Source organism: Phocaeicola fibrisolvens (assembly GCF_025567125.1).
In the GTDB taxonomy this organism is placed as follows: domain Bacteria; phylum Bacteroidota; class Bacteroidia; order Bacteroidales; family Bacteroidaceae; genus Phocaeicola; species Phocaeicola fibrisolvens.
In genome coordinates this window covers 1-20,076 of sequence record NZ_JAOQJI010000056.1, presented here as the reverse complement: position 1 = coordinate 20,076, position 20,076 = coordinate 1, and the positions used below count along the sequence as shown (strand labels likewise).

Annotated in this window: 19 protein-coding genes and 2 pseudogenes; 15 read left to right on the top strand and 6 right to left on the bottom strand. The window is 41.0% G+C overall.

Features of this window, described 5'->3' with window-relative positions; all coding sequences use genetic code 11:
* A pseudogene (locus OCV81_RS17935) lies at positions 1-94 on the top strand (IS982 family transposase); the annotation flags it as partial.
* A 39-nt stretch (positions 95-133) separates the two neighbouring features.
* On the opposite strand, the gene mnmA reads toward OCV81_RS17935, so the two are convergent.
* Together mnmA and OCV81_RS15745 are read right to left on the bottom strand one after the other, a co-directional pair.
* A complete protein-coding gene (gene mnmA, locus OCV81_RS15750) occupies positions 134-1,264 on the bottom strand; it encodes a tRNA 2-thiouridine(34) synthase MnmA (protein ID WP_148330874.1) in 1,131 nt (376 codons plus the stop codon).
* Positions 1,265-1,282: 18 nt separating this feature from the next.
* Positions 1,283-2,089, bottom strand: coding sequence for a 4Fe-4S binding protein (locus tag OCV81_RS15745; protein WP_148330873.1), 807 nt, complete (start codon positions 2,087-2,089; stop codon positions 1,283-1,285).
* 120 nt (positions 2,090-2,209) lie between these two features.
* Here OCV81_RS15745 and ruvB point away from each other — a divergent pair, with 120 nt between their 5' ends.
* Genes ruvB through OCV81_RS15730 form a run of 3 tightly spaced genes read left to right on the top strand, consistent with a single transcriptional unit; the run spans position 2,210 to position 6,137 of the window.
* Entirely contained in the window at positions 2,210-3,235 is a 1,026-nt protein-coding gene (ruvB, locus tag OCV81_RS15740; protein ID WP_148330875.1) for a Holliday junction branch migration DNA helicase RuvB, read from the top strand.
* 9 nt (positions 3,236-3,244) lie between these two features.
* The gene (locus OCV81_RS15735; RefSeq protein WP_148330872.1) at positions 3,245-4,735 is read left to right on the top strand and encodes a lipopolysaccharide biosynthesis protein; all 1,491 of its coding nucleotides are present in this window, start codon (positions 3,245-3,247) and stop codon (positions 4,733-4,735) included.
* Between the two features lie 43 nt (positions 4,736-4,778).
* Positions 4,779-6,137, top strand: a complete 1,359-nt coding sequence (locus OCV81_RS15730) for a TIGR00341 family protein (protein WP_148330871.1) — start codon at positions 4,779-4,781, stop codon at positions 6,135-6,137.
* Between the two features lie 110 nt (positions 6,138-6,247).
* On the opposite strand, the gene OCV81_RS15725 is transcribed toward OCV81_RS15730, so the two are convergent.
* From OCV81_RS15725 to OCV81_RS15715, 3 genes are all read right to left on the bottom strand, one after another.
* Positions 6,248-7,003, bottom strand: coding sequence for a NigD1/NigD2 family lipoprotein (locus OCV81_RS15725; RefSeq protein WP_148330870.1), 756 nt, complete (start codon positions 7,001-7,003; stop codon positions 6,248-6,250).
* A gap of 484 nt (positions 7,004-7,487) precedes the next feature.
* Positions 7,488-8,945: an ATP-binding protein gene (locus OCV81_RS15720; protein ID WP_148330869.1), complete on the bottom strand. Its 1,458-nt coding sequence runs from the start codon at positions 8,943-8,945 to the stop codon at positions 7,488-7,490.
* 422 nt (positions 8,946-9,367) lie between these two features.
* Positions 9,368-10,531, bottom strand: a complete 1,164-nt coding sequence (locus tag OCV81_RS15715; RefSeq protein WP_148330868.1) for an IS4 family transposase — start codon at positions 10,529-10,531, stop codon at positions 9,368-9,370.
* Positions 10,532-10,740: 209 nt separating this feature from the next.
* Between OCV81_RS15715 and OCV81_RS15710 the strand changes: the two genes are divergently transcribed.
* The 8 genes from OCV81_RS15710 to OCV81_RS15675 all read left to right on the top strand — a co-directional run bounded on the left by OCV81_RS15710 (position 10,741) and on the right by OCV81_RS15675 (position 17,877).
* Entirely contained in the window at positions 10,741-10,953 is a 213-nt protein-coding gene (locus OCV81_RS15710; protein WP_118696346.1) for a helix-turn-helix transcriptional regulator, read from the top strand.
* Between the two features lie 172 nt (positions 10,954-11,125).
* Positions 11,126-12,160, top strand: coding sequence for a helix-turn-helix transcriptional regulator (locus OCV81_RS15705; RefSeq protein ID WP_148330867.1), 1,035 nt, complete (start codon positions 11,126-11,128; stop codon positions 12,158-12,160).
* A gap of 50 nt (positions 12,161-12,210) precedes the next feature.
* Positions 12,211-12,762 carry an HAD family hydrolase gene (locus OCV81_RS15700; protein ID WP_118696344.1) on the top strand — a complete coding sequence of 184 codons (552 nt, stop codon included), beginning with the start codon at positions 12,211-12,213 and terminating at the stop codon, positions 12,760-12,762.
* A 5-nt stretch (positions 12,763-12,767) separates the two neighbouring features.
* Positions 12,768-13,430: an amidophosphoribosyltransferase gene (locus tag OCV81_RS15695; RefSeq protein ID WP_148330866.1), complete on the top strand. Its 663-nt coding sequence runs from the start codon at positions 12,768-12,770 to the stop codon at positions 13,428-13,430.
* Between the two features lie 13 nt (positions 13,431-13,443).
* The gene (locus tag OCV81_RS15690; RefSeq protein WP_148330865.1) at positions 13,444-14,364 is read left to right on the top strand and encodes a DNA-processing protein DprA; all 921 of its coding nucleotides are present in this window, start codon (positions 13,444-13,446) and stop codon (positions 14,362-14,364) included.
* Between the two features lie 40 nt (positions 14,365-14,404).
* On the top strand, positions 14,405-15,220 hold the full coding sequence (locus OCV81_RS15685; protein ID WP_148330864.1) for a hypothetical protein: 816 nt from the start codon (positions 14,405-14,407) through the stop codon (positions 15,218-15,220).
* Between the two features lie 298 nt (positions 15,221-15,518).
* Complete coding sequence (locus tag OCV81_RS15680) at positions 15,519-16,979, top strand: reverse transcriptase family protein (RefSeq protein WP_148330863.1); 1,461 nt, start codon at positions 15,519-15,521, stop codon at positions 16,977-16,979.
* Position 16,980: 1 nt separating this feature from the next.
* Positions 16,981-17,877: a hypothetical protein gene (locus tag OCV81_RS15675; protein WP_148330862.1), complete on the top strand. Its 897-nt coding sequence runs from the start codon at positions 16,981-16,983 to the stop codon at positions 17,875-17,877.
* Positions 17,878-18,193: 316 nt separating this feature from the next.
* Here OCV81_RS15675 and OCV81_RS15670 read toward each other — a convergent pair.
* Positions 18,194-18,499, bottom strand: a pseudogene (locus OCV81_RS15670) (hypothetical protein); the annotation flags it as partial.
* A gap of 48 nt (positions 18,500-18,547) precedes the next feature.
* Between OCV81_RS15670 and OCV81_RS15665 the strand changes: the two are divergent.
* The 3 genes from OCV81_RS15665 (at position 18,548) to OCV81_RS15655 (ending at position 20,057) form a co-directional block, all read left to right on the top strand.
* Positions 18,548-18,925, top strand: a complete 378-nt coding sequence (locus OCV81_RS15665) for a hypothetical protein (RefSeq protein ID WP_262640428.1) — start codon at positions 18,548-18,550, stop codon at positions 18,923-18,925.
* Entirely contained in the window at positions 18,873-19,061 is a 189-nt protein-coding gene (gene tnpB, locus OCV81_RS15660) for an IS66 family insertion sequence element accessory protein TnpB (RefSeq protein WP_317259229.1), read from the top strand. Before OCV81_RS15665 ends, tnpB begins: the two co-directional genes overlap by 53 nt.
* Positions 19,062-19,151: 90 nt before the next feature.
* A complete protein-coding gene (locus OCV81_RS15655; protein WP_148330860.1) occupies positions 19,152-20,057 on the top strand; it encodes an IS982 family transposase in 906 nt (301 codons plus the stop codon).
* Positions 20,058-20,076 lie beyond the last annotated feature (19 nt).

Sequence of the window (20,076 nt, the reverse complement as noted above, 5' to 3'; positions counted from 1 at the left end):
CTCTTTGTCGGCTATAGCAGCATATTGCTTTTTTGAAAAGAAGCCCGCCATTGATGTAAACTTTGTCAATGACGGACAACTGTCTATTTTCTAATTTTATATCGAACTCACGTTTTTTAGGTATAGGAGTGATTTATTTCGGGAACTTCGCTTCGTTCTCGGCACCTATCTTTTTGATGGCTTGCTGGAAAGCGATGAATCCGCCACCCAATACCCGGTTGCCTTCGTAGAACACAGCCGACTGACCGGGGGTGATGGCAGAAGCCTCTTGTTGGAAGCGGACCAACAGTTGCCCGTTCTCCAGCAGAATCACCTGGCAAGGAATCGACCGGCTGCGGTAGCGGATGCGTACAGCCAAGTCCTTACAACTGAGCAACTCGTCCAAACTGGCCACGTTATAGTCCTCTACCAGCATATACTGGGTTTTAAGCTGGTCGGCATCTCCCAGCATGACTGTGTTTTTGGCCGGATTGATTTTCAATACGTAGGCCGGTTTGCCCAAGGCGATTTCCAATCCTTTCCGCTGTCCGATAGTGTAGTAGGCGAAACCTTTGTGCTGTCCCAGTTTCAGCCCTTTGCTGTCGACAAACCATCCCGGACCGATTTTCTCGTCAATATCAGGACAATGTTCTTTCAGAAATTCCCGGTAGTCTTTTTCAATGAAGCAGATTTCCATGCTTTCTCCTCCACGGGCTTTGGCCTCGAAACCTTTTGAGGCGAGGTAATCGCGTACGCTGGCTTTCGTCATGCCGCCAAGAGGGAACATCATCCGTTTCAAAATCTCTTGTGGCAGTTTCCATAGAAAATACGACTGGTCTTTCAGGGGGTCGTCGCCGGTCAGGATGTAGCGATAACCATTGATATCTTTCAACTGGCAGTAGTGTCCCGTGGCAATCCAGGCACAATTGCACCGGTCTGCCCATTCACAGAGAATCCGTTCCTTGAACAAGGGATTGCACATCACACAAGGGTTGGGGGTACGCCCCCGCATGTATTCATCGATGAAATACTGCACAATGACTTGGCGGAACTCGGTCCGCACATCGGCCACGTGGTGTTCGATACCTAGGCGGGCAGCCAGTTGTTGTGCTTCAATCACTTCATTGGGCTGGTCGTTGCCGGGGGTAAAATGAGACGCGACGTCCCAGGTACGCATGGTCACGCCTACTACTTCATATCCTTGCTCCTGTAGCATGATGCAGGCAGCCGAACTGTCGATGCCTCCACTCATGCCGACCAAAACTCTTTTTTCTCTTTCTTTCATGTAAACGCTGGGTTGAGATTAGAAAAACAATTCCGGTTGACGGCGGGCACTGCACTTTTCGTGGAGGATGGCCGCAAACGGGGTACTGAACTTACGGGCCTCGTTCGGACAGCATTTCACGCAGGCACAACATTTGATGCATTTATAGATGTCCGTTTCAATGGCAGTCTGGTCTGCATTGAAATGAATGGCATGGGTGGGGCAGACCTCGATACATTCTCCACAGGCGAAACAGCTCTCTGTACAAGTGGGGCATGCAGGGGTACCCGGAGTCCATGATTTATAGGGAAAGTTCCCTTTGACGGTCAGTTCGGGAATTGGAGTGTCGGTTGTGTGCAGGTGGTTCCATTTCTTTAGGCTGGCTTTCCCAAATTCGCGGGCCTGTAGCAAGTCGTCCGTATCCGGTCGTCCGGCAGCGATGGGCAGTTCAGGTGTGCTGTAACTATGCTCTCCAATAAAGGCTCCAGCAGTGAGAGGCACAAAGCCTAGTTGGATGGCTGTATCCCGGAGTTCCAATAAAGCGTCTTCATAATCCCGGTTGCCATATACGACCCCGAGAATCGCAGGAGCTCCGTTCCCTTTAAGACGTTGCAAGCGTTGAAGTGCGAGAGCGGGAACACGTCCTCCGTACACAGGGGTTACAATGACGCACAATTCTCCTTCCAACTCGATTGGAGAGTAAGATTCATTCAAGGTCAGGTCGGTTTCCATTCTTCTTCCCATTCCGATACCTTCCCCGATGGCCCGTGCGATTTGAGCCGAGGTGTGGGTGGGGGAGAAAAAAATCAGTCGGTTTCCATTCAGTGGGGTAGTGGTTGATGTCATAAGTTCAATCTGTCAATTTTTGTAGTAGACAAAAATACAATATATAAACGAAATTCGGGATTCTTCATCGGGGATTCTTCTTTTATTCGTACTTTTGTGACCAGACTTTTAGACGAATTTATGGAAGAACAGTTTGATATACGCGATTACAAACCAACCGGAAAGGAGCGTGACTTTGAAAACGCCCTTCGTCCGCTCCAGTTTGAGGACTTCAGCGGGCAGGACAAGGTGGTGGACAATCTGCGCATCTTTGTAAAAGCGGCACGGCTTCGGGCGGAAGCACTCGACCACGTATTACTTCACGGCCCTCCCGGACTGGGAAAAACCACATTGAGTAACATTATTGCCAACGAACTGGGGGTGGGCTTCAAGGTCACTTCAGGTCCGGTACTCGACAAGCCGGGTGATTTGGCCGGGGTACTGACCAGCCTGGAGCCTAACGACGTGTTGTTTATTGATGAGATTCACCGGTTGAGCCCGGTAGTGGAGGAGTACCTGTACTCGGCTATGGAGGACTACCGCATCGACATCATGATTGACAAAGGCCCTTCGGCCCGTAGCATCCAGATAGACCTGAACCCGTTCACCCTGGTGGGAGCCACGACCCGCAGTGGACTGCTGACAGCTCCGCTTCGTGCCCGTTTTGGTATCAACCTCCATCTGGAATATTACGACGATTCCATTCTGACGCGCATCATCCTGCGTTCGGCACGTATTCTGGATGTGCCTTGCGACGTGGATGCGGCGGGAGAGATTGCTTCACGCAGCCGGGGAACCCCGCGTATTGCCAATGCCCTGTTGAGGCGTGTGCGCGACTTCGCGCAGGTGAAAGGTTCGGGACGGATTGACGTGGAGATTGCCCGTTTTGCACTGGAAGCCTTGAACATCGACCAGTATGGACTGGATGAAATAGACAACAAGATTCTGTGTACGCTCATCGATAAGTTCAAGGGAGGACCGGTGGGGCTGACAACCATTGCCACTGCCTTGGGAGAAGACCCCGGTACGTTGGAAGAAGTGTATGAACCCTTCCTGATAAAAGAAGGATTCCTGAAACGTACACCCCGAGGCCGTGAAGTGACCGAACTGGCATATAAACATTTAGGAAAAAGTAAATACAGCAGTGAGAAAACACTGTTTGATTAATAGAAGAATATGGCCGGAATAAAATCTTTGGCAAAGGATACTGCCATTTATGGATTGAGCAGTATCGTAGGACGTTTTTTGAATTATTTGCTGGTACCTCTCTATACGGCTGTGTTGCCTGCCGCCTCCGGAGGCTATGGAGTGGTATCGAATGTATATGCTTATACGGCACTGATTCTGGTGTTGCTGACTTTTGGTATGGAGACAGGATTCTTCCGTTTCGCCAACAAGTCGGACGAGGATGCCGGGAAGGTGTATGCCAACTCCCTGCTGTTTGTGGGAGGACTTTCGTTGCTGTTTGTTGTGCTGTGCATGGCTTTCCTACATCCGCTTTCTGCCTTGCTGGAATACCCGGATCATCCGGACTATATTGCCATGATGGTGTGTGTGGTGGCACTCGATTCTTTCCAGTGCATACCTTTTGCGTATCTGCGTTATAAGAAACGCCCTATCAAGTTCGCTTCCATCAAGTTGCTGAACATTGTGGGAAACATTCTGCTGAACCTCTTTTTCCTGCTCGTTTGTCCGTGGCTGAATGTTCATGCCCCCGAAACGGTAAACTGGTTTTATAATCCGGACTATCTGGTGGGTTACATTTTCGTGTCCAACCTGATTATGTCGGCCTTGCAGATGTTTTTTTTCATACCGGAACTGCGTGGGGTATCCTATCACATGGACAAGGTGCTGATGAAGCGCATGGTTAACTATTCTTTTCCGATATTGATATTTGGGCTGGTAGGTATCCTGAACCAGACGGTCGACAAGATGATTTATCCTTATCTGTTCGACGACCGTTCGGAAGGGTTGGTGCAGCTGGGTATATACAGTGCCACGAGTAAGGTGGCGCTGGTGATGGCGATGTTTACACAGGCTTTCCGCTATGCCTACGAACCGTTCGTCTTTGGCAAGAACAAGGATGCAGACAGTAAGAAGGTCTACTCTTCGGCGATGAAGTTCTTCTTTATCTTCTCGCTGCTGGCTTTCTTGGCCGTGATGGGTTACATGGACATTCTGAAGTATATGGTAGCTTCCGACTATTGGGAGGGATTGAGCGTAGTGGCTATCGTCATGCTGGCCGAGATTTTTAAGGGCATTTATTTTAATCTCTCTTTCTGGTACAAACTGACCGATGAAACCTACTGGGGAGCTTACTTTTCTTTGATTGGCTGCGCCGTGATTCTGGGGTTGAATATCTGGCTGGTACCGACCTACGGATATGTGGCTTCTGCTTGGGCTTCGGTGGCAGGTTACGGAGTGATTACCTTGCTGTCTTATTTCATCGGGCAGAAAAAGTATCCGGTAGCTTATCCGTTGAAAGACATGACGCTCTATCTGATTGTGGCCGTGGTGCTTTATGTGTTGTCACAGGAAACGCCGATTGCCAATCTCTGGTTGCGTTTAGGTTTCCGTACGATATTAATTTTGCTGTTTATCGCATTTATTATCAAAAAAGACTTACCTTTAAGAACTTTACCTTTTGTCGGCCGTTTCTTTCGGTAACTGGCAAGAGGAGAAACTTATCAAGTAACCAAATCGGGCTGTTATGGAACTAGGAAACAAACGAAAATTTCTGCTTCGTAAATTTTTCAATGAGTATCTGGACTTGAACCGGAGCAAGGAAGACGAGCAACTGACAGTGGATACCATCCGCAACGGGGTGGAGTTTAAGGGAACCAACTTGTGGGTCTTGATATTTGCCACCTTTATTGCTTCGTTGGGCTTGAATGTCAATTCTACGGCTGTCATTATCGGTGCCATGTTGATATCTCCGTTGATGGGACCTATCATGGGAGTCGGACTTTCCATCGGTTTGAATGACTTTGAGTTGATGAAACGTTCATTAAAAAGTTACCTGATAGCGACTCTGTTTAGTGTAACTACCGCCACGATTTATTTTGCCTTTACCCCATTGGATGAAGTGCAATCGGAATTGCTGGCCCGTACGTCACCCACTATCTACGACGTATTCATTGCTTTGGTCGGTGGGTTGGCCGGTATTGTGGCTTTGGCTACCAAAGAGAAGGGAAATGTGATTCCGGGTGTAGCCATTGCTACGGCGTTGATGCCCCCTTTGTGTACGGCTGGGTTCGGACTGGCTACAGGGAATCTGTTGTATTTTCTGGGAGCTTTCTATTTGTATTTCATCAATTCCGTCTTTATCAGTCTGGCCACTTACATCGGGGTGCGTGTGATGCATTTCCAGCGCAAGCAGTTTGTGGACAAGGCCCGTGAGAAACTGGTGCGGCGTTATATCATCTGGATAACGGTAGGTACCATGTGTCCGGCAGTGTATCTTACTTATAATATTGTGCGGGAAACCTTCTATCAGACCTCTGCGAGTCATTTTATTGCCGAGGAGCTGCAGTTTCCCGACTCTCAAATCTTGAGCCGTGAGATTTCGTACGACAAGCGGGAGATAAAGGTCGTATTGATTGGAAAGGAAGTGTCGAAGGAACAGATTGCCGCCGCACAGCACCGTTTGCCCGATTATAATCTGGCCAAGACCAATCTGGTGGTATTCCAAGGTATGGGAGACGGTAATGCGGTAGACATCAGTAACATCAAGTCGATGGTAATGGAAGACTTTTATCGGAACAGTGAGAAACGTTTGAAGGAACAAGAGGCAGCGATTGACACCTTGCATAAACAGTTGGCTGATTTCTCTGGCTCGGATTGGCTGGGAAAGCAGTTGGGACAGGAAATCAAGGTCCTTTTCCCGGAAATCAAGACCTTGTCCGTTTCCAAGAGTCTGCGTTTGTCTGTGGATAGTTCCCGTGTTGATACACTGACATACGCGATTATCGACTGTCAGCGGGTACCCGACCAGAAAAGTAAGGAAAAAATAGTGAAATGGCTGAAAGCCAAGACGGGCGACACCCATTTAAAGTTGATTGTAGAATAACCTTTGAAGGTCAATTCGCTTCCTTCAAAAATACAAGTATATTTTATGTGCAAAGCGCAAGAACGTTTAGAAGACAACGATCTTGCGCTTTTTTAGAGTATTCCAATACCTTATTTTACTTTTTCTATACTGCGGACGGCGGTCACTTCTGTGGCTTGCGGATTGGTTGCTTTCCGGGTACAGTAGTCGAATTCGGCCGATTTTTCTCCACTAAATGAATTCCATTTCAAGGTCAGTTTCACGGTCTTTCCCTGTGTATCGGGCAGTCCGTCCAGCTTGAACGCAACCAGTCCGTCTCCCATTCTTCCGTTTGTGTCGCCAAAGGCATTATGGCAGAATTCCACTTCATAGGCGTTATCCGGGTTTTGTGTATTGATTAAGTTTACAAAATGCGGTTGGCCGTTTCCCCAAAGGGTAGCGAAACGAAGTGTCAGGTATCCGTCTTCCGCGATTGTGACCCAGTCGTTGAGGATTTCTACCGGATCGTTTCCATACGTTTCAAGGTTTGCTTCTTCTCCCAAGTTCGGTGCCATCGGTTTAGTCAGAATACTGTCAATCCAGTTGACGAAGACCGCTTTGTCGTATCCTTGAGGTGCTTCCTCCGAAAAGTCAAAATTGGTCAGTGCCCTTACTTCTTTGTCACCGAAAGGAGAGGTGGTCATGTTTACCGGGCGTAGGGTTGTACTGTCGTCAAGTTGCAGGTAGGGAGTATTGTCGGCACTCAGTTTTACGGTGACCAGTGCGTTGGCATAATAATGTGAAAGGTAGAAATCATTGTCATCATTCTGACAAGACTGGAATCCCACAGTGAAGCATGCCCCCATTATGAACATGAGACTTTTGTAGATAAATGATAGCGTTTTCATAATGCATTTTTAAGTTATTTCTTTTATTATTTTATGTATAAAATGCATAATACGCTGGATTCCTGCATCTCAAATGGTTAAATGGTGTTTTGTTTTGCGTAAGGACATAAAAAAAGCAGCTACGAAATTCGTAACTGCCTGCTATTCTTCGTGGACCAGCCAGGGCTTGAACCTGGGACCTCCAGATTATGAGAACGATAAGATGATATTCTGCGATAGTTCGTTTTGCTAATCTTGATTGAATATCAAGCGGTTATAAATTTTACTATTCCTTATAAAACTCATTAAATACCCCTAACCGAAACCGTTTGTTTACGCATTGTTTACGCAGACAAAATAGGAAGAATAGCACTTTAAGGAGTGTAAGTAGTATCACATATTTCTTATTTTTCTGATATAAGTTACTGATAACAAGTAATATATAGTCAACAATCCAAATAAGCACACTTAAATATGCTTATTTGGATTGTTATGGAACGAAGAGTTATAAACCGTATGATGCCTTTGTATGGTTCATTGTATTTTCTCCTACAATATAGGCATAACACGCCACCGGAATAAATTGCAAAGTTAAATTATCAATCTTTATACTTCCACTTTTGCTGATACTTGTGACAAGTGCATAGTTCATTTGATTTTTCTCCATGAAATATTTGAGTGAGACCAATTCATTGGGGTGTGCAAAGAAACGGTCTGTCCACTTTATCTCAACAGCCCAATCAGGTTTTTGGCGTGCGATATTTAATCCTACAATATCGACTTCGCCTTGCAGCTTACCTATTCTCCAGTTAGCGTAGCGGATTGATACACCTTGTCTTGGAATCCATTGGGCATAAACTGCTGTTTCAACCATATCTCCAATTTCACTATCTTGCTCGCTGATAGGTTGAAATAATGCACACCTAAGTGATGGATTAGTAAGATAGATTTTGAATTGCGTTTCTCGTTGATAGTGTTTCGCTGTATCATCCGTTCTGCGTACAACCTTTATAAGAAAAGCGGCTTCGAGGTAATTGATATACTTTTTCAAGGTTTCCTTTTTTACTCCAGACTCTTTTGAAAGCCTTTCATAAGAAAATTGTGCCCCTGAATGATATGCAATCATGGTGAATAGCGAATTGAGTTCTTGAACATCGCTAATACCATACAGACTGGGAAGATCACGAAGTAGCACTTTGTCTATTATGTCATGGCGGATAAATTGTCCGGGATTCTCTCGTATTTCTTCAGAGAATACGACTTCCGGGTAACCACCATAATTTATGTAGTCAATAAATAGCTTATTTAGCAGTTGCAGGTCTATTGCTTGATAGATACGTGCTTTTATACCATGCCATTCTAAAGAAGTTGGGAGCATGATATTCGAATAGTTTTTCAAATGTATATATTCATAAAAAGTAAGCGGGGGTAAACTGAAATCAGTAAAACGACCGGCACCACTTTCGTCACTTCTCTTTTTAAGTTCGGCTGCTGCAGAGCCTGAAGCGACGAACTTAACATTGCGATAAGTATCAACTAATGATTTAAGGTCTATCTCCCACTCTTTAAGGTATTGTATCTCATCATAGAATACGTACATTTGCTCTTGCGTGGGATTTTTACCTAATATCTGACAAGCTAAAACGAAAAGTTGTTCCAAGTAAATTTTGTTGTAGATGGGAGTCTCTACCGATATATAAATAATATTCTGGGCAGACACACCACTGTCAATCAGCCGTTGTATTGTATGAAACATCATCACGGTTTTACCTACCCTTCGTGGACCCATGAGTATCAATGCCCTTCGAATACCTGTGGATTGAACTAATGGCATAAAAATATTAAGATATAACCGGGGGGACATTTGGGCATAATAGTCCGGTATTCTGCCTTCCGTCCACCAAGGGTTATCGACTTTCAATCTTCCTATTATTTGCTTCTCTAACAGTTCTGTATATTCCATACACAAGTTGATATGATTTAATAATGCAAATATAGCTAAAAATACAAATATAAGCATATTCTTTTATGCTTATTTGCTTTAATTCTGCAAGATAAGCCATTCTATTAGAAGCAAACCACTTATCAATATCAAGTAGTTATGTAGATTGTAACTCTCTGTGAAACTCACTGAATCCCCCTAACTAAAATAGTTTGTTTACGCAGAATTAGGGAATATAGATATCAGCAGCTGTACTGCATAAGCCTTGTTTTGTCGCAAACAATTGCTGTTTTTGCGACAAATAAGTTATGATTTCTATATATAATCTGACATTTAGTATCTTAAAATCAAAAATAGCCCCAAATGTTATAATTGGCATCTACAGCATAACACATATCAATTTGAAGTCATTAGTGTCCAATAAAAATGGACGAGTTAAAAAATTAATCAAATAGTCCTTCAAAAAGGGGATAATCGAGTTCTTTGATATCGTTGAAATCAGTCTTATCGAACAGGTCACGTAAGTTCGTTTTGTCCGTTAGAGAGATGCTTAGAATCTGCAAAACTTCATAAGTTGAGCGTTTCAATTGCATATCGTGTTGGACAATAGCTACAAGACAGTATGTGATAATAGCTACACTGATTTGAATGCGGACAGCGTTTTCCGTTGTGCCCCAGAATCTTTTTATTTTAAGGTGCTGCTTTAGCCATTTGAAGAATAGCTCGATCAACCATCTTTTCTTATAGAGATTAGCAACGTCCAATGCAGAAATATGTGTTGCGTTTGTCAGGAAAGTGAACTCACGGTCACCCTCTTCATCGTAGTAACGAATGAATCGGAATGACTCGGGATATTTCTTCTCTGAGAGATATCCGGTCAGTTTCACTTCAGCATCTGTAAGTACATACTTAGGCATCCTACGCTTCCATTTAACCATTGTGTATTTCAAGTTCGTTTTAGCTCTGACAACGAAAAAGGAACCTGTCAGGTGTATCCTATATAGTTCCTTAAAAAAGTCATAAGCCCTATCGAACATATAATAAGCATTTGGTTCATAATGGATTGAACACATCTCTGTAGAGTCGTGCTTCGATGCTGTGGTTACAGTATAGAAGGCAGGAACTTGTGCTTCAATGTCATATAAGACATGAGCTTTCACTCCTCCTTTCTTTCTTCGGAACTTCGCCCATGGAAATGTGGCTAGACACAACGGAATGGTTGTTGAATCAAAAGCGTACTTATTTCCTGGGATTTCCAAGATATTGGTCCCTCGCTTTTCGCAAGCTTCCTTCATTATATAGAATGCGAAGTCTTCAAAGATTCTGTAGTCACGATTCTGATTAGCATAAGCGAGAGTGGCTTTGGCTATTGGATGGCGTCCCAAACCAAGATGATACTGCTTAGCTCGGTGTGCTTCAAAAGCCACAATTAGGTCGCGAAGACTCTCACGATTGCTCAGTTGTCCGAACATCATAGCAAGCAGCTGATTCCAGCAGGTGAATTGCTTCACGTAGCGATTGCCATCATACTTGCGAACGAAGTTGTTGAACTGGGTTCTGTTCAGAAACGCGGTAAGTTGAGCGAATACGTATTTATCTTGGTTCATAAGCGGCCTTCAATTTGACCGCTAAGCTACGAATTCAAATCCGTTTCATTCTAAAGGACTGCTTAAAAGACTGTATTTCAATAATTTCAAAGACCGATTAGCTAACTTTTATTGGACAGTAGTGATTTGAAGTTTAAAAGTTACATCTATTTACTTATAATGAAGAAAATGAATAATAATCATTATATTTGCAGGTAAAGGATACAACAATGGAAGATATAAATCGAATAAAACTCGTTTTAGTTGAGAAAAAACGTACTAGTAAATGGCTTTCAGAACAAATGGGAGTCAATCCATCTACTGTGTCAAAATGGTGCACAAATACATCACAGCCAGATATTGCTAGTTTGCTAAAGATAGCAGATTTATTGGAAGTTGACATTAAGGAACTGATAGTTCGTGAGTACAAAGCTTATTTATAGTCAATCAGAATTGATTTGCAAAAAATCAGCTATAAAGTCTATTGGTATTCAAATAGTTACGTTTAGAATTTTTCGCAATATATTTCTGTTTGACTATATTATCGCAAACATAACCAAACTACGCGAACATTGTGTTCGTGAGTTGCATTTACTTTTGCAAAAATATTAAGATATGCCAACGAATAAGAATGCTTTGACAAGGTATAAGTATCTTGATGAAATGCTGTCTGACAGGCATCATTTCTATGATATTCACGACCTTACAGAAAAATGCAATGAGAAACTTATTGATGCAGGATTCCCTGAAGTATCTCAGCGTTGCATTGAAAAGGACATAAACTATTTGGAGTACGATCCATTCTATGCTGAAATAGAACGCTATAGGGTTAATGGTCATCGGTGTATAAGGTATAAGAACCCTTCTTTTACTATCTTCAGAAAGGAACTGAGTGAGGAAGAAAGCAACCTGATATTGGAGGTACTTAATACAATAGGACAATTCGATGGCTTGGCTCATTTTGAATGGCTTGACCGTTTCAAAATCGGACTTGGTCTGAAGAAACGTCCTCGAATCATCAGCTTTAGCAATAATCCATACCTACAGAATTCCAACTTGTTAGGCGTATTATTCGACAACATATCAAATCAAGTTGTCACTAAATTGGAGTATCACACTTTCACGGATAAAGGAACTAGGGACATTATTTTCCATCCCTATTTGCTTAAGCAATATAATAATAGGTGGTACTTGATTGGTGCGGCTGATGCTGATGGAAAAATCCTCAATTTCGCTCTTGACAGAATTGATGTCGTGACTGCCCTCCCTGAAATGAAATACAAACCATGTAACGAAAATTTAGCTGAGCGTTTCGAAGATATTATTGGAGTAACTTTATATGAAAACCGGGATGTTGAACATATCCTTTTTTGGGTGAGCAATCATTCTAAGGATTATGTTGGAACTAAGCCTATTCACGGGTCACAATGCCAATATAAAAATGAGAAAGATGAAGAATTTCGTAGACAATACCCGTCTCTTGATGAGGGTGCATTTTTCTCTATAGATTGCATTCCGAACTATGAGTTAATCCGTGAACTTTGTTCTTTTGGTAAAGAACTTATCGTGTTGTCGCCTTCATCCATCCAAGACGATATTTTTAACCGTATTAAATCAATGCTTGATAGTTATTCTGTAGTACGAATATAGAGTTCGCAATATGCATTTACCTTTGCTGCAGAAATTAAAAGACAAGCATTATGAACACTCAGAATCCCAACAATGTTTTTGTTTTCGATATGGACAATACATTAATCAAAACGGATAAAGCTAACAGCCTTGCCTATTCCGAGGCAATAAGTTCAGTACTGGGTGTAAACTGTAATATTGAAAATGGCAAGAGATTTACAAGGGACGAACTAAAGGAGTTATTTCCCCAATTGACACAAACCCAAATTGATGAAATAATTGATCGTAAAGAAAAGTGCTTTGAATCATACCTCAGTGAGACAGAGTTGAACAATAACTTATTTAGTCTTCTAAAACGCCTCCATCGAGAAGGACATCATACAATTCTATTGACTAATTGTCATTCTAAAAGGGCAATTAGTCTATGTAACTTCTACAATCTTACGAAGTATTTTGTTCGGCGTTTTTTTTACGAAGATTGTCTTGGCAACAAATACACTCTTCTTAAATCTCTAGGATACGACTTACAAAACGTCGTTTTATATGAAAACGAAGAGACTTCTACCTCAGAGGCAGTTACTAATGGAATCAATATAGATAAAATCATCAAAGTAGAATTTTGAACAGTATGGAACAGTTTGTAATTCAGTCAAGAAGCAGCCTTTGTCGTAAAAGAGAAGGTGGTGTCGAAAAAGCTCTCAAGCAAGATATAATCGCTTTTTATCATGGTGATTACCAAGGTGGTGGTAACTGGCGCGTGCCTGGTACCATTGAAAATCTGATCTGCACTTTTAAGAATGATATCACGACATATCCACAGCAAACTCTGAATAATGCAATAAACAAACTTACTCAAATTTTGAAAGTCGACTTGCCTGAGATCCTGCGTCTTAGTGGGAAACAAAATCTTCGTGTTTGTGTCATTCCTAGATCAAAACGAGAAAATTCGTATCGCTGTAATCAACTATACTTAAGAGCCACAATCCAATTAGTGGCACAACAATTGAATGGCTTTATAGATGGTACACATGATATTATTAGACACACTGATACCGCCACAACGCATTTGGCTCGTAGTGGTCATGGGGGAGCAGGTGAATTGCCTTATGTTGGTATAGCAAAAGATACGTGTAATATTTCGGACGATGTAATCGGGCAAGATATATTGCTAATTGACGATCTTTACACTAAGACCGTTAACATTGACGAAGATTGCATTCAAGCCCTTTTAGACAAAGGTGCGAGAAGTGTCATTTTTTATTCTATCGGTAAAACGTTGTCAAGATTCTGAAAAAACTTTGTATATGAAATACTCGGAAAATGCATTAAATATTTTAACTGTTCGTACCTTTCCTCAAAAGGGGCCTGCGTGGATAGATAAAAATTTACGTGGGAACGAAGACTTATCTATTTTATATCACCTTTTAGAGACTCATGAATATGAGTTTATGAAGAAGCGGGAAAGAATAGAATCTGCCATCAACCAACTTGGAAATTGTGCAGATGGTCTTGTCGCAATCGGTGATGCTAATTTCCCTTCTTTGCGCGGAAGCGTGAAACCAGCAGACAAGCCTTTTGCGCTTTTCTATAAAGGTAATATAAGCTTACTAAGCAAAGATAATTTGAATATTGCTGTTATAGGAGTCCTTAATCCTGATGAAAAGATTGAACTGACAGAGAGAATGGTTACGTCAGAAATCATAAAACACAATGCAACAATAGTGAGTGGCCTCGCTCTTGGTTGTGACTCAATTGCTCATCAAACAGCTTTGGAGAAAGGTGCTAGAACTATCGCCATTTTGCCTAGCACTCTTGACAGTATCTTACCTAAGGAGAATGTAGAACTTGCTGAAAAAATTGTCGAAGCAGGAGGATTGCTTATTAGTGAATATTACGAAGCTCCCAAAAGTCGAAATGACATGGTGAGCAGATTTGTTGTCCGAGATAGGTTACAAGCCTTATTCTCTGATGCCGTACTTTTATCTGCAAGCTATGCTCCTAATAACTTAGGAAATGACTGTGGTTCGAGACATGCCATGGAAAAGGCAAAGTCCTATGGCATCAAACGTGGTGTTATCTATAATGACAGTAAGCATCACGATATTGCAATGTATGATTTGAATCGTCAAATTCTTGAAGAGGACAGCAGTGTGATACGAATTGATTCTGCTAATATGAGTGAGGCTGTTCTTCGGTTGGTTACCAAAACGAATCAACGTTTTTAATTTTAGAGTCAAACGGTATTAATTCTAAGTACGGATTACTATGGGTAGAACAAATACTGCAATTTGGGAGGAAATCAAATCTGAACACACGATCTGTTTATGCTATTCTGAATCGAAAGGTTTGTACGTATCCTCTATTTACTTCGCCCCTGAAGAAGATATTTTATTCCTTCCTCATGGCTATAAAGGTTTTTGGGAGAGAGAAGTGCAAATTCCAAAGGATAATCTTTCAATCAAGATTAAGACAAACTTCGGATACGGCAGTATGACCTATATGAAGGCCATTGTTGAACGGGACGGAAAAAGATTGCTCGATTTTGACAAGTCTAAATTCTTCGTTCTCAACAATAGTAGCGTTATGACATTAGATGTTGAACATTATGCTTGGAAAAAACTATTTGAGAAAATAATCTCTATATCAAAAGAATCTGATTCCACTCAATGTTCATCATCTTCCATATCATACATTGAAGAAATTGACAATATTCTATCTAAAAAGGAGATTTTTATTAAAAGTTCATTCATTCAAGAAAAAACCGTAAAATGGAGCGGAGAGTATATTGTGGCTTTGTTTGCAGCTAAAAAAATTGAAGATCTCATAAAAGGATGCCAGCTTGCAAGTATAACTGACGAATATTTCATTGATAAAACAAACGAACTCTGCCATAAATGGCTTCAGAAGATACAGAGCATCAATATTGATCTACGTGATAATAGAACCACTCAATTATCAGATTGTCTATTTGCTATTCACGATTTTATGATTCGAAATGGGAAAGGATTAGAATTCGTAGGGTATTTTATTCCAAAAACAAAAATGGCGAGTAGAACGAACATAGACTTCGTGAATATTTAATACCTTTGCACTAGAAAACAAGAAGAGGTGGTCTTTGGCAAGTTTGGGAACTGAAACAGAATTTTGAATTTCGTCCGGCGTATTTGCCCGGATGTCTCCTTGTTCTTCGGAATCATGGAGATAAACAATGTTAGTACGTTAACGTGTTGCACTATAGTACGTTGTACTTTTACTATTGTTATTATGATATTTATATATATTGTTATTATGATATTTATATTATTATATATTACATAAAGAAAAGATTTTTCAGTTCAGGTCTCAGAGATCACCTCTTATTTATTAGAAGATAAAGCAAATGGATAAAACAGAAATAGTACAAATTGCATCACAGATGTCAACAAGGGAAGACTTGTTGGCACTGCTCAATCGCATCAAACAGGATGAGATTCGTGAATTGGGCTTTGATGCAGATAAATTTTATCCATTTACGATGAAGCAACTTTTGTATTATTGCAACCCCAATCATGTATTTCATCGTTATCGTCAATTCAAAATAAAGAAGAAGTCTGGAGGTTTCCGCCAGATTGCAGCACCGCGCAATCGGAGTTTCATAATGCTTCTGCGGTCAGTAAATGAGGTTCTGAAAGCCATTTACACTCCCTCAGACTATGCTATGGGGTTTGCAGAAAAGCGTTCTGTTGTGACTAACGCCGCAGTTCATAGAAGCCAGAACTATGTGTTCAATATTGACTTAAAAGATTTCTTTCCAAGCGTAGAACAAGGACGGGTGATGAAACGTCTGACTCTAGCGCCCTTCAACTTTTCGCCCCAAATAGCACTATTGATTTCGGGTCTATGTTCCATGAGGGTTAAACGAGAACAACCCATAGAAACTAAACAACACGATTTAGACAAACAATTTATGTACGTGTTGCCACAGGGTGCACCGACATCACCCATCATTACCAATATGATTTGCGATACGTTAGACCGTAAACTGGCGGGACTGGCTAAGCGTTTTGGATTACGTTACACCCGATATGCAGATGATATCACATTCAGCTCTATGCATTATGTCTATTCAGAAAACAGTGAGTTTATGAAGGAACTTGCTCGCATTATAAATACTCAGGGCTTTGTGATGAATGAAGCAAAAATGAGGCTACAGAAACTTGGAAGCCGTCAGGAGGTAACTGGTATTATTGTTAGCGACAAACTAAATGTTACTAAGAAGTATGTTCGCGAGATTAGAAGCCTGCTTTATATATGGGATAAGTATGGGTACTCGGCAGCAATGTCTAGATTCTTTCCAAAGTATAAAGCGGAAAAAGGGCATATAAAGAAAGGTAATCCAGATCTGACAAATGTACTCGATGGGAAACTCATGTACTTGAAGATGGTAAAAGGTGATACCGATCCTGTATATGTAAGACTTTATACGAAATTTCAAGAACTTGTCAATAGAGATTCCGGTCCGGATAAAACCAATTCTTACGGCATTACCTATATTGAGTCTTTTCCTATTCTGGAATTTGAGAAAAATAGAAATACAAATATCACTATCCATCATAAAGATAGTGACAAACGATATGCTACGTTCAAATTAGGAGAAACACCTCAGGTTGCATCAATAAACAAGGGGGTGACACCTGATGATGAACAACAAAAAGAGAAGCTAGCTATCTCATGTTGTAAGGATTTTAGAGGAGAACAATTCTGGCTCATACATTTACTTGATAAAGTGACAGTGTTCAAGCCAAAGCCTGTTGATATTGACGAATTGAATAATGATTTAGACTTACTATTAGGTATTTGATATGGATGATAAGTTAATGTCTACGATAGACAAAATAACAAGATTAACTCAGCAAAATGCTGAGTTTGATATGGAATTGCGAAAGCAACTGAATGTAGCTTCCGCAAATTCTGTTTTGTCAGAAGATGAACGTATAAATCAAATTTACGAGTACTGCATTGAGGAAATCATAAGAAAGCAAGCCAACGAATTTTATACAGACTTCCCTTTGCAGTCTATAAAGGATACTTTGATTGGAGATTTTATCCGGATGGAGTCATTCAGGAGAAAGGATAATTTCGGAGACTTTTGTTTGTCACTTTATCAACAGATAGAGTGTATAACTAATAAACTGTGCGAGAAGAAAGATCTGTCCGATATTACAGAAAAAATGTGGGGTCAGCCTGCATATCTGAAAATAGAAAAAGACAAAGAGCCATCCATATATAGCAGAAGTGGTGACTATACTATTGCCAGTCTATTATTCGGAAAGACCAATGCTTTTGAGAAATCAAGAAAATCATTGCAGGCTCAATATGCTATAGACAAGATACGCACGATTGTATATTTTTTGGGTTATAAGGCCAAGATGAAGAACAGTGATTTTGACTCATTTCTCGAAATCACGTCACTGCTAAATGATATTTATCAATGCCGTAACATGAATCATCGCGGAAACACTCAAAACCAATGGGAAAAGGATACGTATGATAAAATCATCCCTCTAAAATCACTTTATTATTTTAAATTTCTTGGAGTGTTGGCACAATATGTTGAGTATATAAAAGAGGGATGGGGATATATCCCAGAATTAAAAAAATATAGCGATAGCATTGAGAAGCAGAAAATCTCTGCTCCCCAACCAAAAGTGTTGGGTAAAATAGAATTAAAAGATGACGGGAGAAAACGTTTCAAATAGTCTTTAGCTAGAACTTAATTTGTAAAAAAGCGTTACAATTCCGATCTTCAAATAGTAGGGCTCCACATCATTTTCAACAATATTAAAGAATGTCATTGTGGTATTATTTCAAATTATAGCCCCCTACAGAGGTATGAGGTTTGCCCATACTTGGAGAGAATTTAACTTGCTGACAACTTGCAAAGGTGGCATTTGACATGCATAGTATATTGAAAATCAAGCAGTAATATTCTGATTTTAACTTGCTTGTAATTTGCCGGATAGTTAAGAATAGGAGCTAATAGTTGCCCCTATTGCATTGCACCCCACATAAACTTCATCTAACGCAATATACAACTATCCCCAATGCCACCGTATAAACGAACAAAAATATCACCAAGACTTTCATCCAGAAATCAGAGAACCAAACGCCTTCATTCCGCCTAAGAAGTTTGCGCATATTGGATTCATGCTCCGTTAGCATCTTCATCAGTTCAGAGTGGTGATTCTCCAATACAGTTTTCCATGTTTTGATAGCTTGGTTTAAGAGCTGTTGAAGCTGGGCAAGATGCTCGGGACTTATAGTTGCCTTGAACTGTGTGTTTTGCTCTGCTTTTACGTAAGCATTCGGTAAACCACGTATTTTTGTCTCCAACTTCCATCATTAACTTTACGTCCAAAAAGCAAAGTTATGATGACACGAGAAGAAGTAGTAGAGATAATGAACTACTGCAAAGAGCACAAAGTGACTTATAAATCAAGATTAGAGGAACTCAATATCCCTGTATGGCGGTTTTATGACAGCAAATCCCGTTATGCCGCCGAGCAATCATCTGGTAAAACGGCTCAAGGTGAGTTTATCGAGCTTCCCCACAGCGGATCTTTTGTTCCTGTTCCTTCATTTGCCGGAACAAGCGGGCGTAAACAGAAAAACACACCGATTCCGCCAAGCGGATTGAAAGAGATAGAAATACGTACACCGGCCGGTACTGCCATACGCATTTGCGGTGAGCTAAATGAAAAGGAACTGTTTTCAATCATCCAGGCCTGCAGCCATGTTCAGCCTTAATGACAGCATGCGCTATCTGTTGTATAACCGCCCGACTGATATGCGCAAAAGTTTTCATACTCTTAGCGGTATCATCACCGACGCCATGGGTCAAGACCCTTGTAACGGCAACGTATATAACGTGAGTTCGAAATAGTAATAAATATATTTCAGTGATAATTAGAAACATAGCGATAAAAGTATTAAATTTATAGTGCTGAATTATAAGATTTAAACGATTACCACTATGTTTCCAGAGTCTAAAGTTACAGAGATTTATTGTATGGCCGATGATTTTTGCAAGGAATTTACATTGCAACAGGAAAAATATATGATTGAGGATAAGAAAACCAGGCATCGTAACAAACCTAACCGTATGAATGATGCTGAGATTATGGTTATTCTAATCCTATTTCACTCCGGTGGTTTTCGCTGTTTCAAGCATTACTACAAGGAATATGTCTGTAAACATCTGAAACACCTTTTTCCGCGTCAGGTTTCTTATAACCGTTTTGTGGAGCTGGAGAAGGAAGTGCTGCTTCCCATGACCATCTTCATCAAGAAAGTTTTGCTGGGAACCTGTACCGGCATCAGTTTTGTCGACTCCACTCCTTTACGTGTCTGCCGTAACCAAAGAATCCTTATTCATAAGACATTTGAAGGACTTGCCGAGCGTGGAAAATGTTCTATGGGATGGTTCTTCGGATTCAAACTACATCTGATAATCAATGACAAAGGGGAAATTCTCAATTTTATGTTTACTCCTGGAAACGTGGATGACCGGGAGCCTTTGAAGCAGGGTAAGTTTCTGAAAAACATCAAAGGAAAACTATGTGCAGACAAAGGATATATTGGCCAAGCTCTGTTCGAGAACCTTTTCCTTGATGGCATTCAGCTTGTCACTAAAGTTAAAAACAATATGAAGAACTCGCTGATGAGCATTGCCGACAAGATTCTGCTCAGAAAAAGGGCCTTGATTGAGACGGTCAATGACGAGCTGAAGAACATTGCACAGATAGAACACTCCAGACATCGTTCGTTCAATAACTTTATAGCCAACTCTTTGTCGGCTATAGCAGCATATTGCTTTTTTGAAAAGAAGCCCGCCATTGATGTAAACTTTGTCAATGACGGACAACTGTCTATTTTCTAATTTTATATCGAACTCACGT

Coding starts and splice junctions, on each gene's coding strand:
- OCV81_RS15725 (WP_148330870.1), bottom strand. CDS start 7,003: ATGAAAACGCTATCATTTATCTACAAAAGTCTCATGTTCATAATGGGG.
- OCV81_RS15690 (WP_148330865.1), top strand. CDS start 13,444: ATGAAATACTCGGAAAATGCATTAAATATTTTAACTGTTCGTACCTTT.
- OCV81_RS15695 (WP_148330866.1), top strand. CDS start 12,768: ATGGAACAGTTTGTAATTCAGTCAAGAAGCAGCCTTTGTCGTAAAAGA.
- OCV81_RS15745 (WP_148330873.1), bottom strand. CDS start 2,089: ATGACATCAACCACTACCCCACTGAATGGAAACCGACTGATTTTTTTC.
- OCV81_RS15675 (WP_148330862.1), top strand. CDS start 16,981: ATGGATGATAAGTTAATGTCTACGATAGACAAAATAACAAGATTAACT.
- OCV81_RS15710 (WP_118696346.1), top strand. CDS start 10,741: ATGGAAGATATAAATCGAATAAAACTCGTTTTAGTTGAGAAAAAACGT.
- tnpB (WP_317259229.1), top strand. CDS start 18,873: ATGAAAAGGAACTGTTTTCAATCATCCAGGCCTGCAGCCATGTTCAGC.
- OCV81_RS15655 (WP_148330860.1), top strand. CDS start 19,152: ATGTTTCCAGAGTCTAAAGTTACAGAGATTTATTGTATGGCCGATGAT.
- OCV81_RS15735 (WP_148330872.1), top strand. CDS start 3,245: ATGGCCGGAATAAAATCTTTGGCAAAGGATACTGCCATTTATGGATTG.
- OCV81_RS15665 (WP_262640428.1), top strand. CDS start 18,548: ATGATGACACGAGAAGAAGTAGTAGAGATAATGAACTACTGCAAAGAG.
- OCV81_RS15730 (WP_148330871.1), top strand. CDS start 4,779: ATGGAACTAGGAAACAAACGAAAATTTCTGCTTCGTAAATTTTTCAAT.
- OCV81_RS15705 (WP_148330867.1), top strand. CDS start 11,126: ATGCCAACGAATAAGAATGCTTTGACAAGGTATAAGTATCTTGATGAA.
- OCV81_RS15715 (WP_148330868.1), bottom strand. CDS start 10,531: ATGAACCAAGATAAATACGTATTCGCTCAACTTACCGCGTTTCTGAAC.
- mnmA (WP_148330874.1), bottom strand. CDS start 1,264: ATGAAAGAAAGAGAAAAAAGAGTTTTGGTCGGCATGAGTGGAGGCATC.
- ruvB (WP_148330875.1), top strand. CDS start 2,210: ATGGAAGAACAGTTTGATATACGCGATTACAAACCAACCGGAAAGGAG.
- OCV81_RS15700 (WP_118696344.1), top strand. CDS start 12,211: ATGAACACTCAGAATCCCAACAATGTTTTTGTTTTCGATATGGACAAT.
- OCV81_RS15680 (WP_148330863.1), top strand. CDS start 15,519: ATGGATAAAACAGAAATAGTACAAATTGCATCACAGATGTCAACAAGG.
- OCV81_RS15720 (WP_148330869.1), bottom strand. CDS start 8,945: ATGGAATATACAGAACTGTTAGAGAAGCAAATAATAGGAAGATTGAAA.
- OCV81_RS15685 (WP_148330864.1), top strand. CDS start 14,405: ATGGGTAGAACAAATACTGCAATTTGGGAGGAAATCAAATCTGAACAC.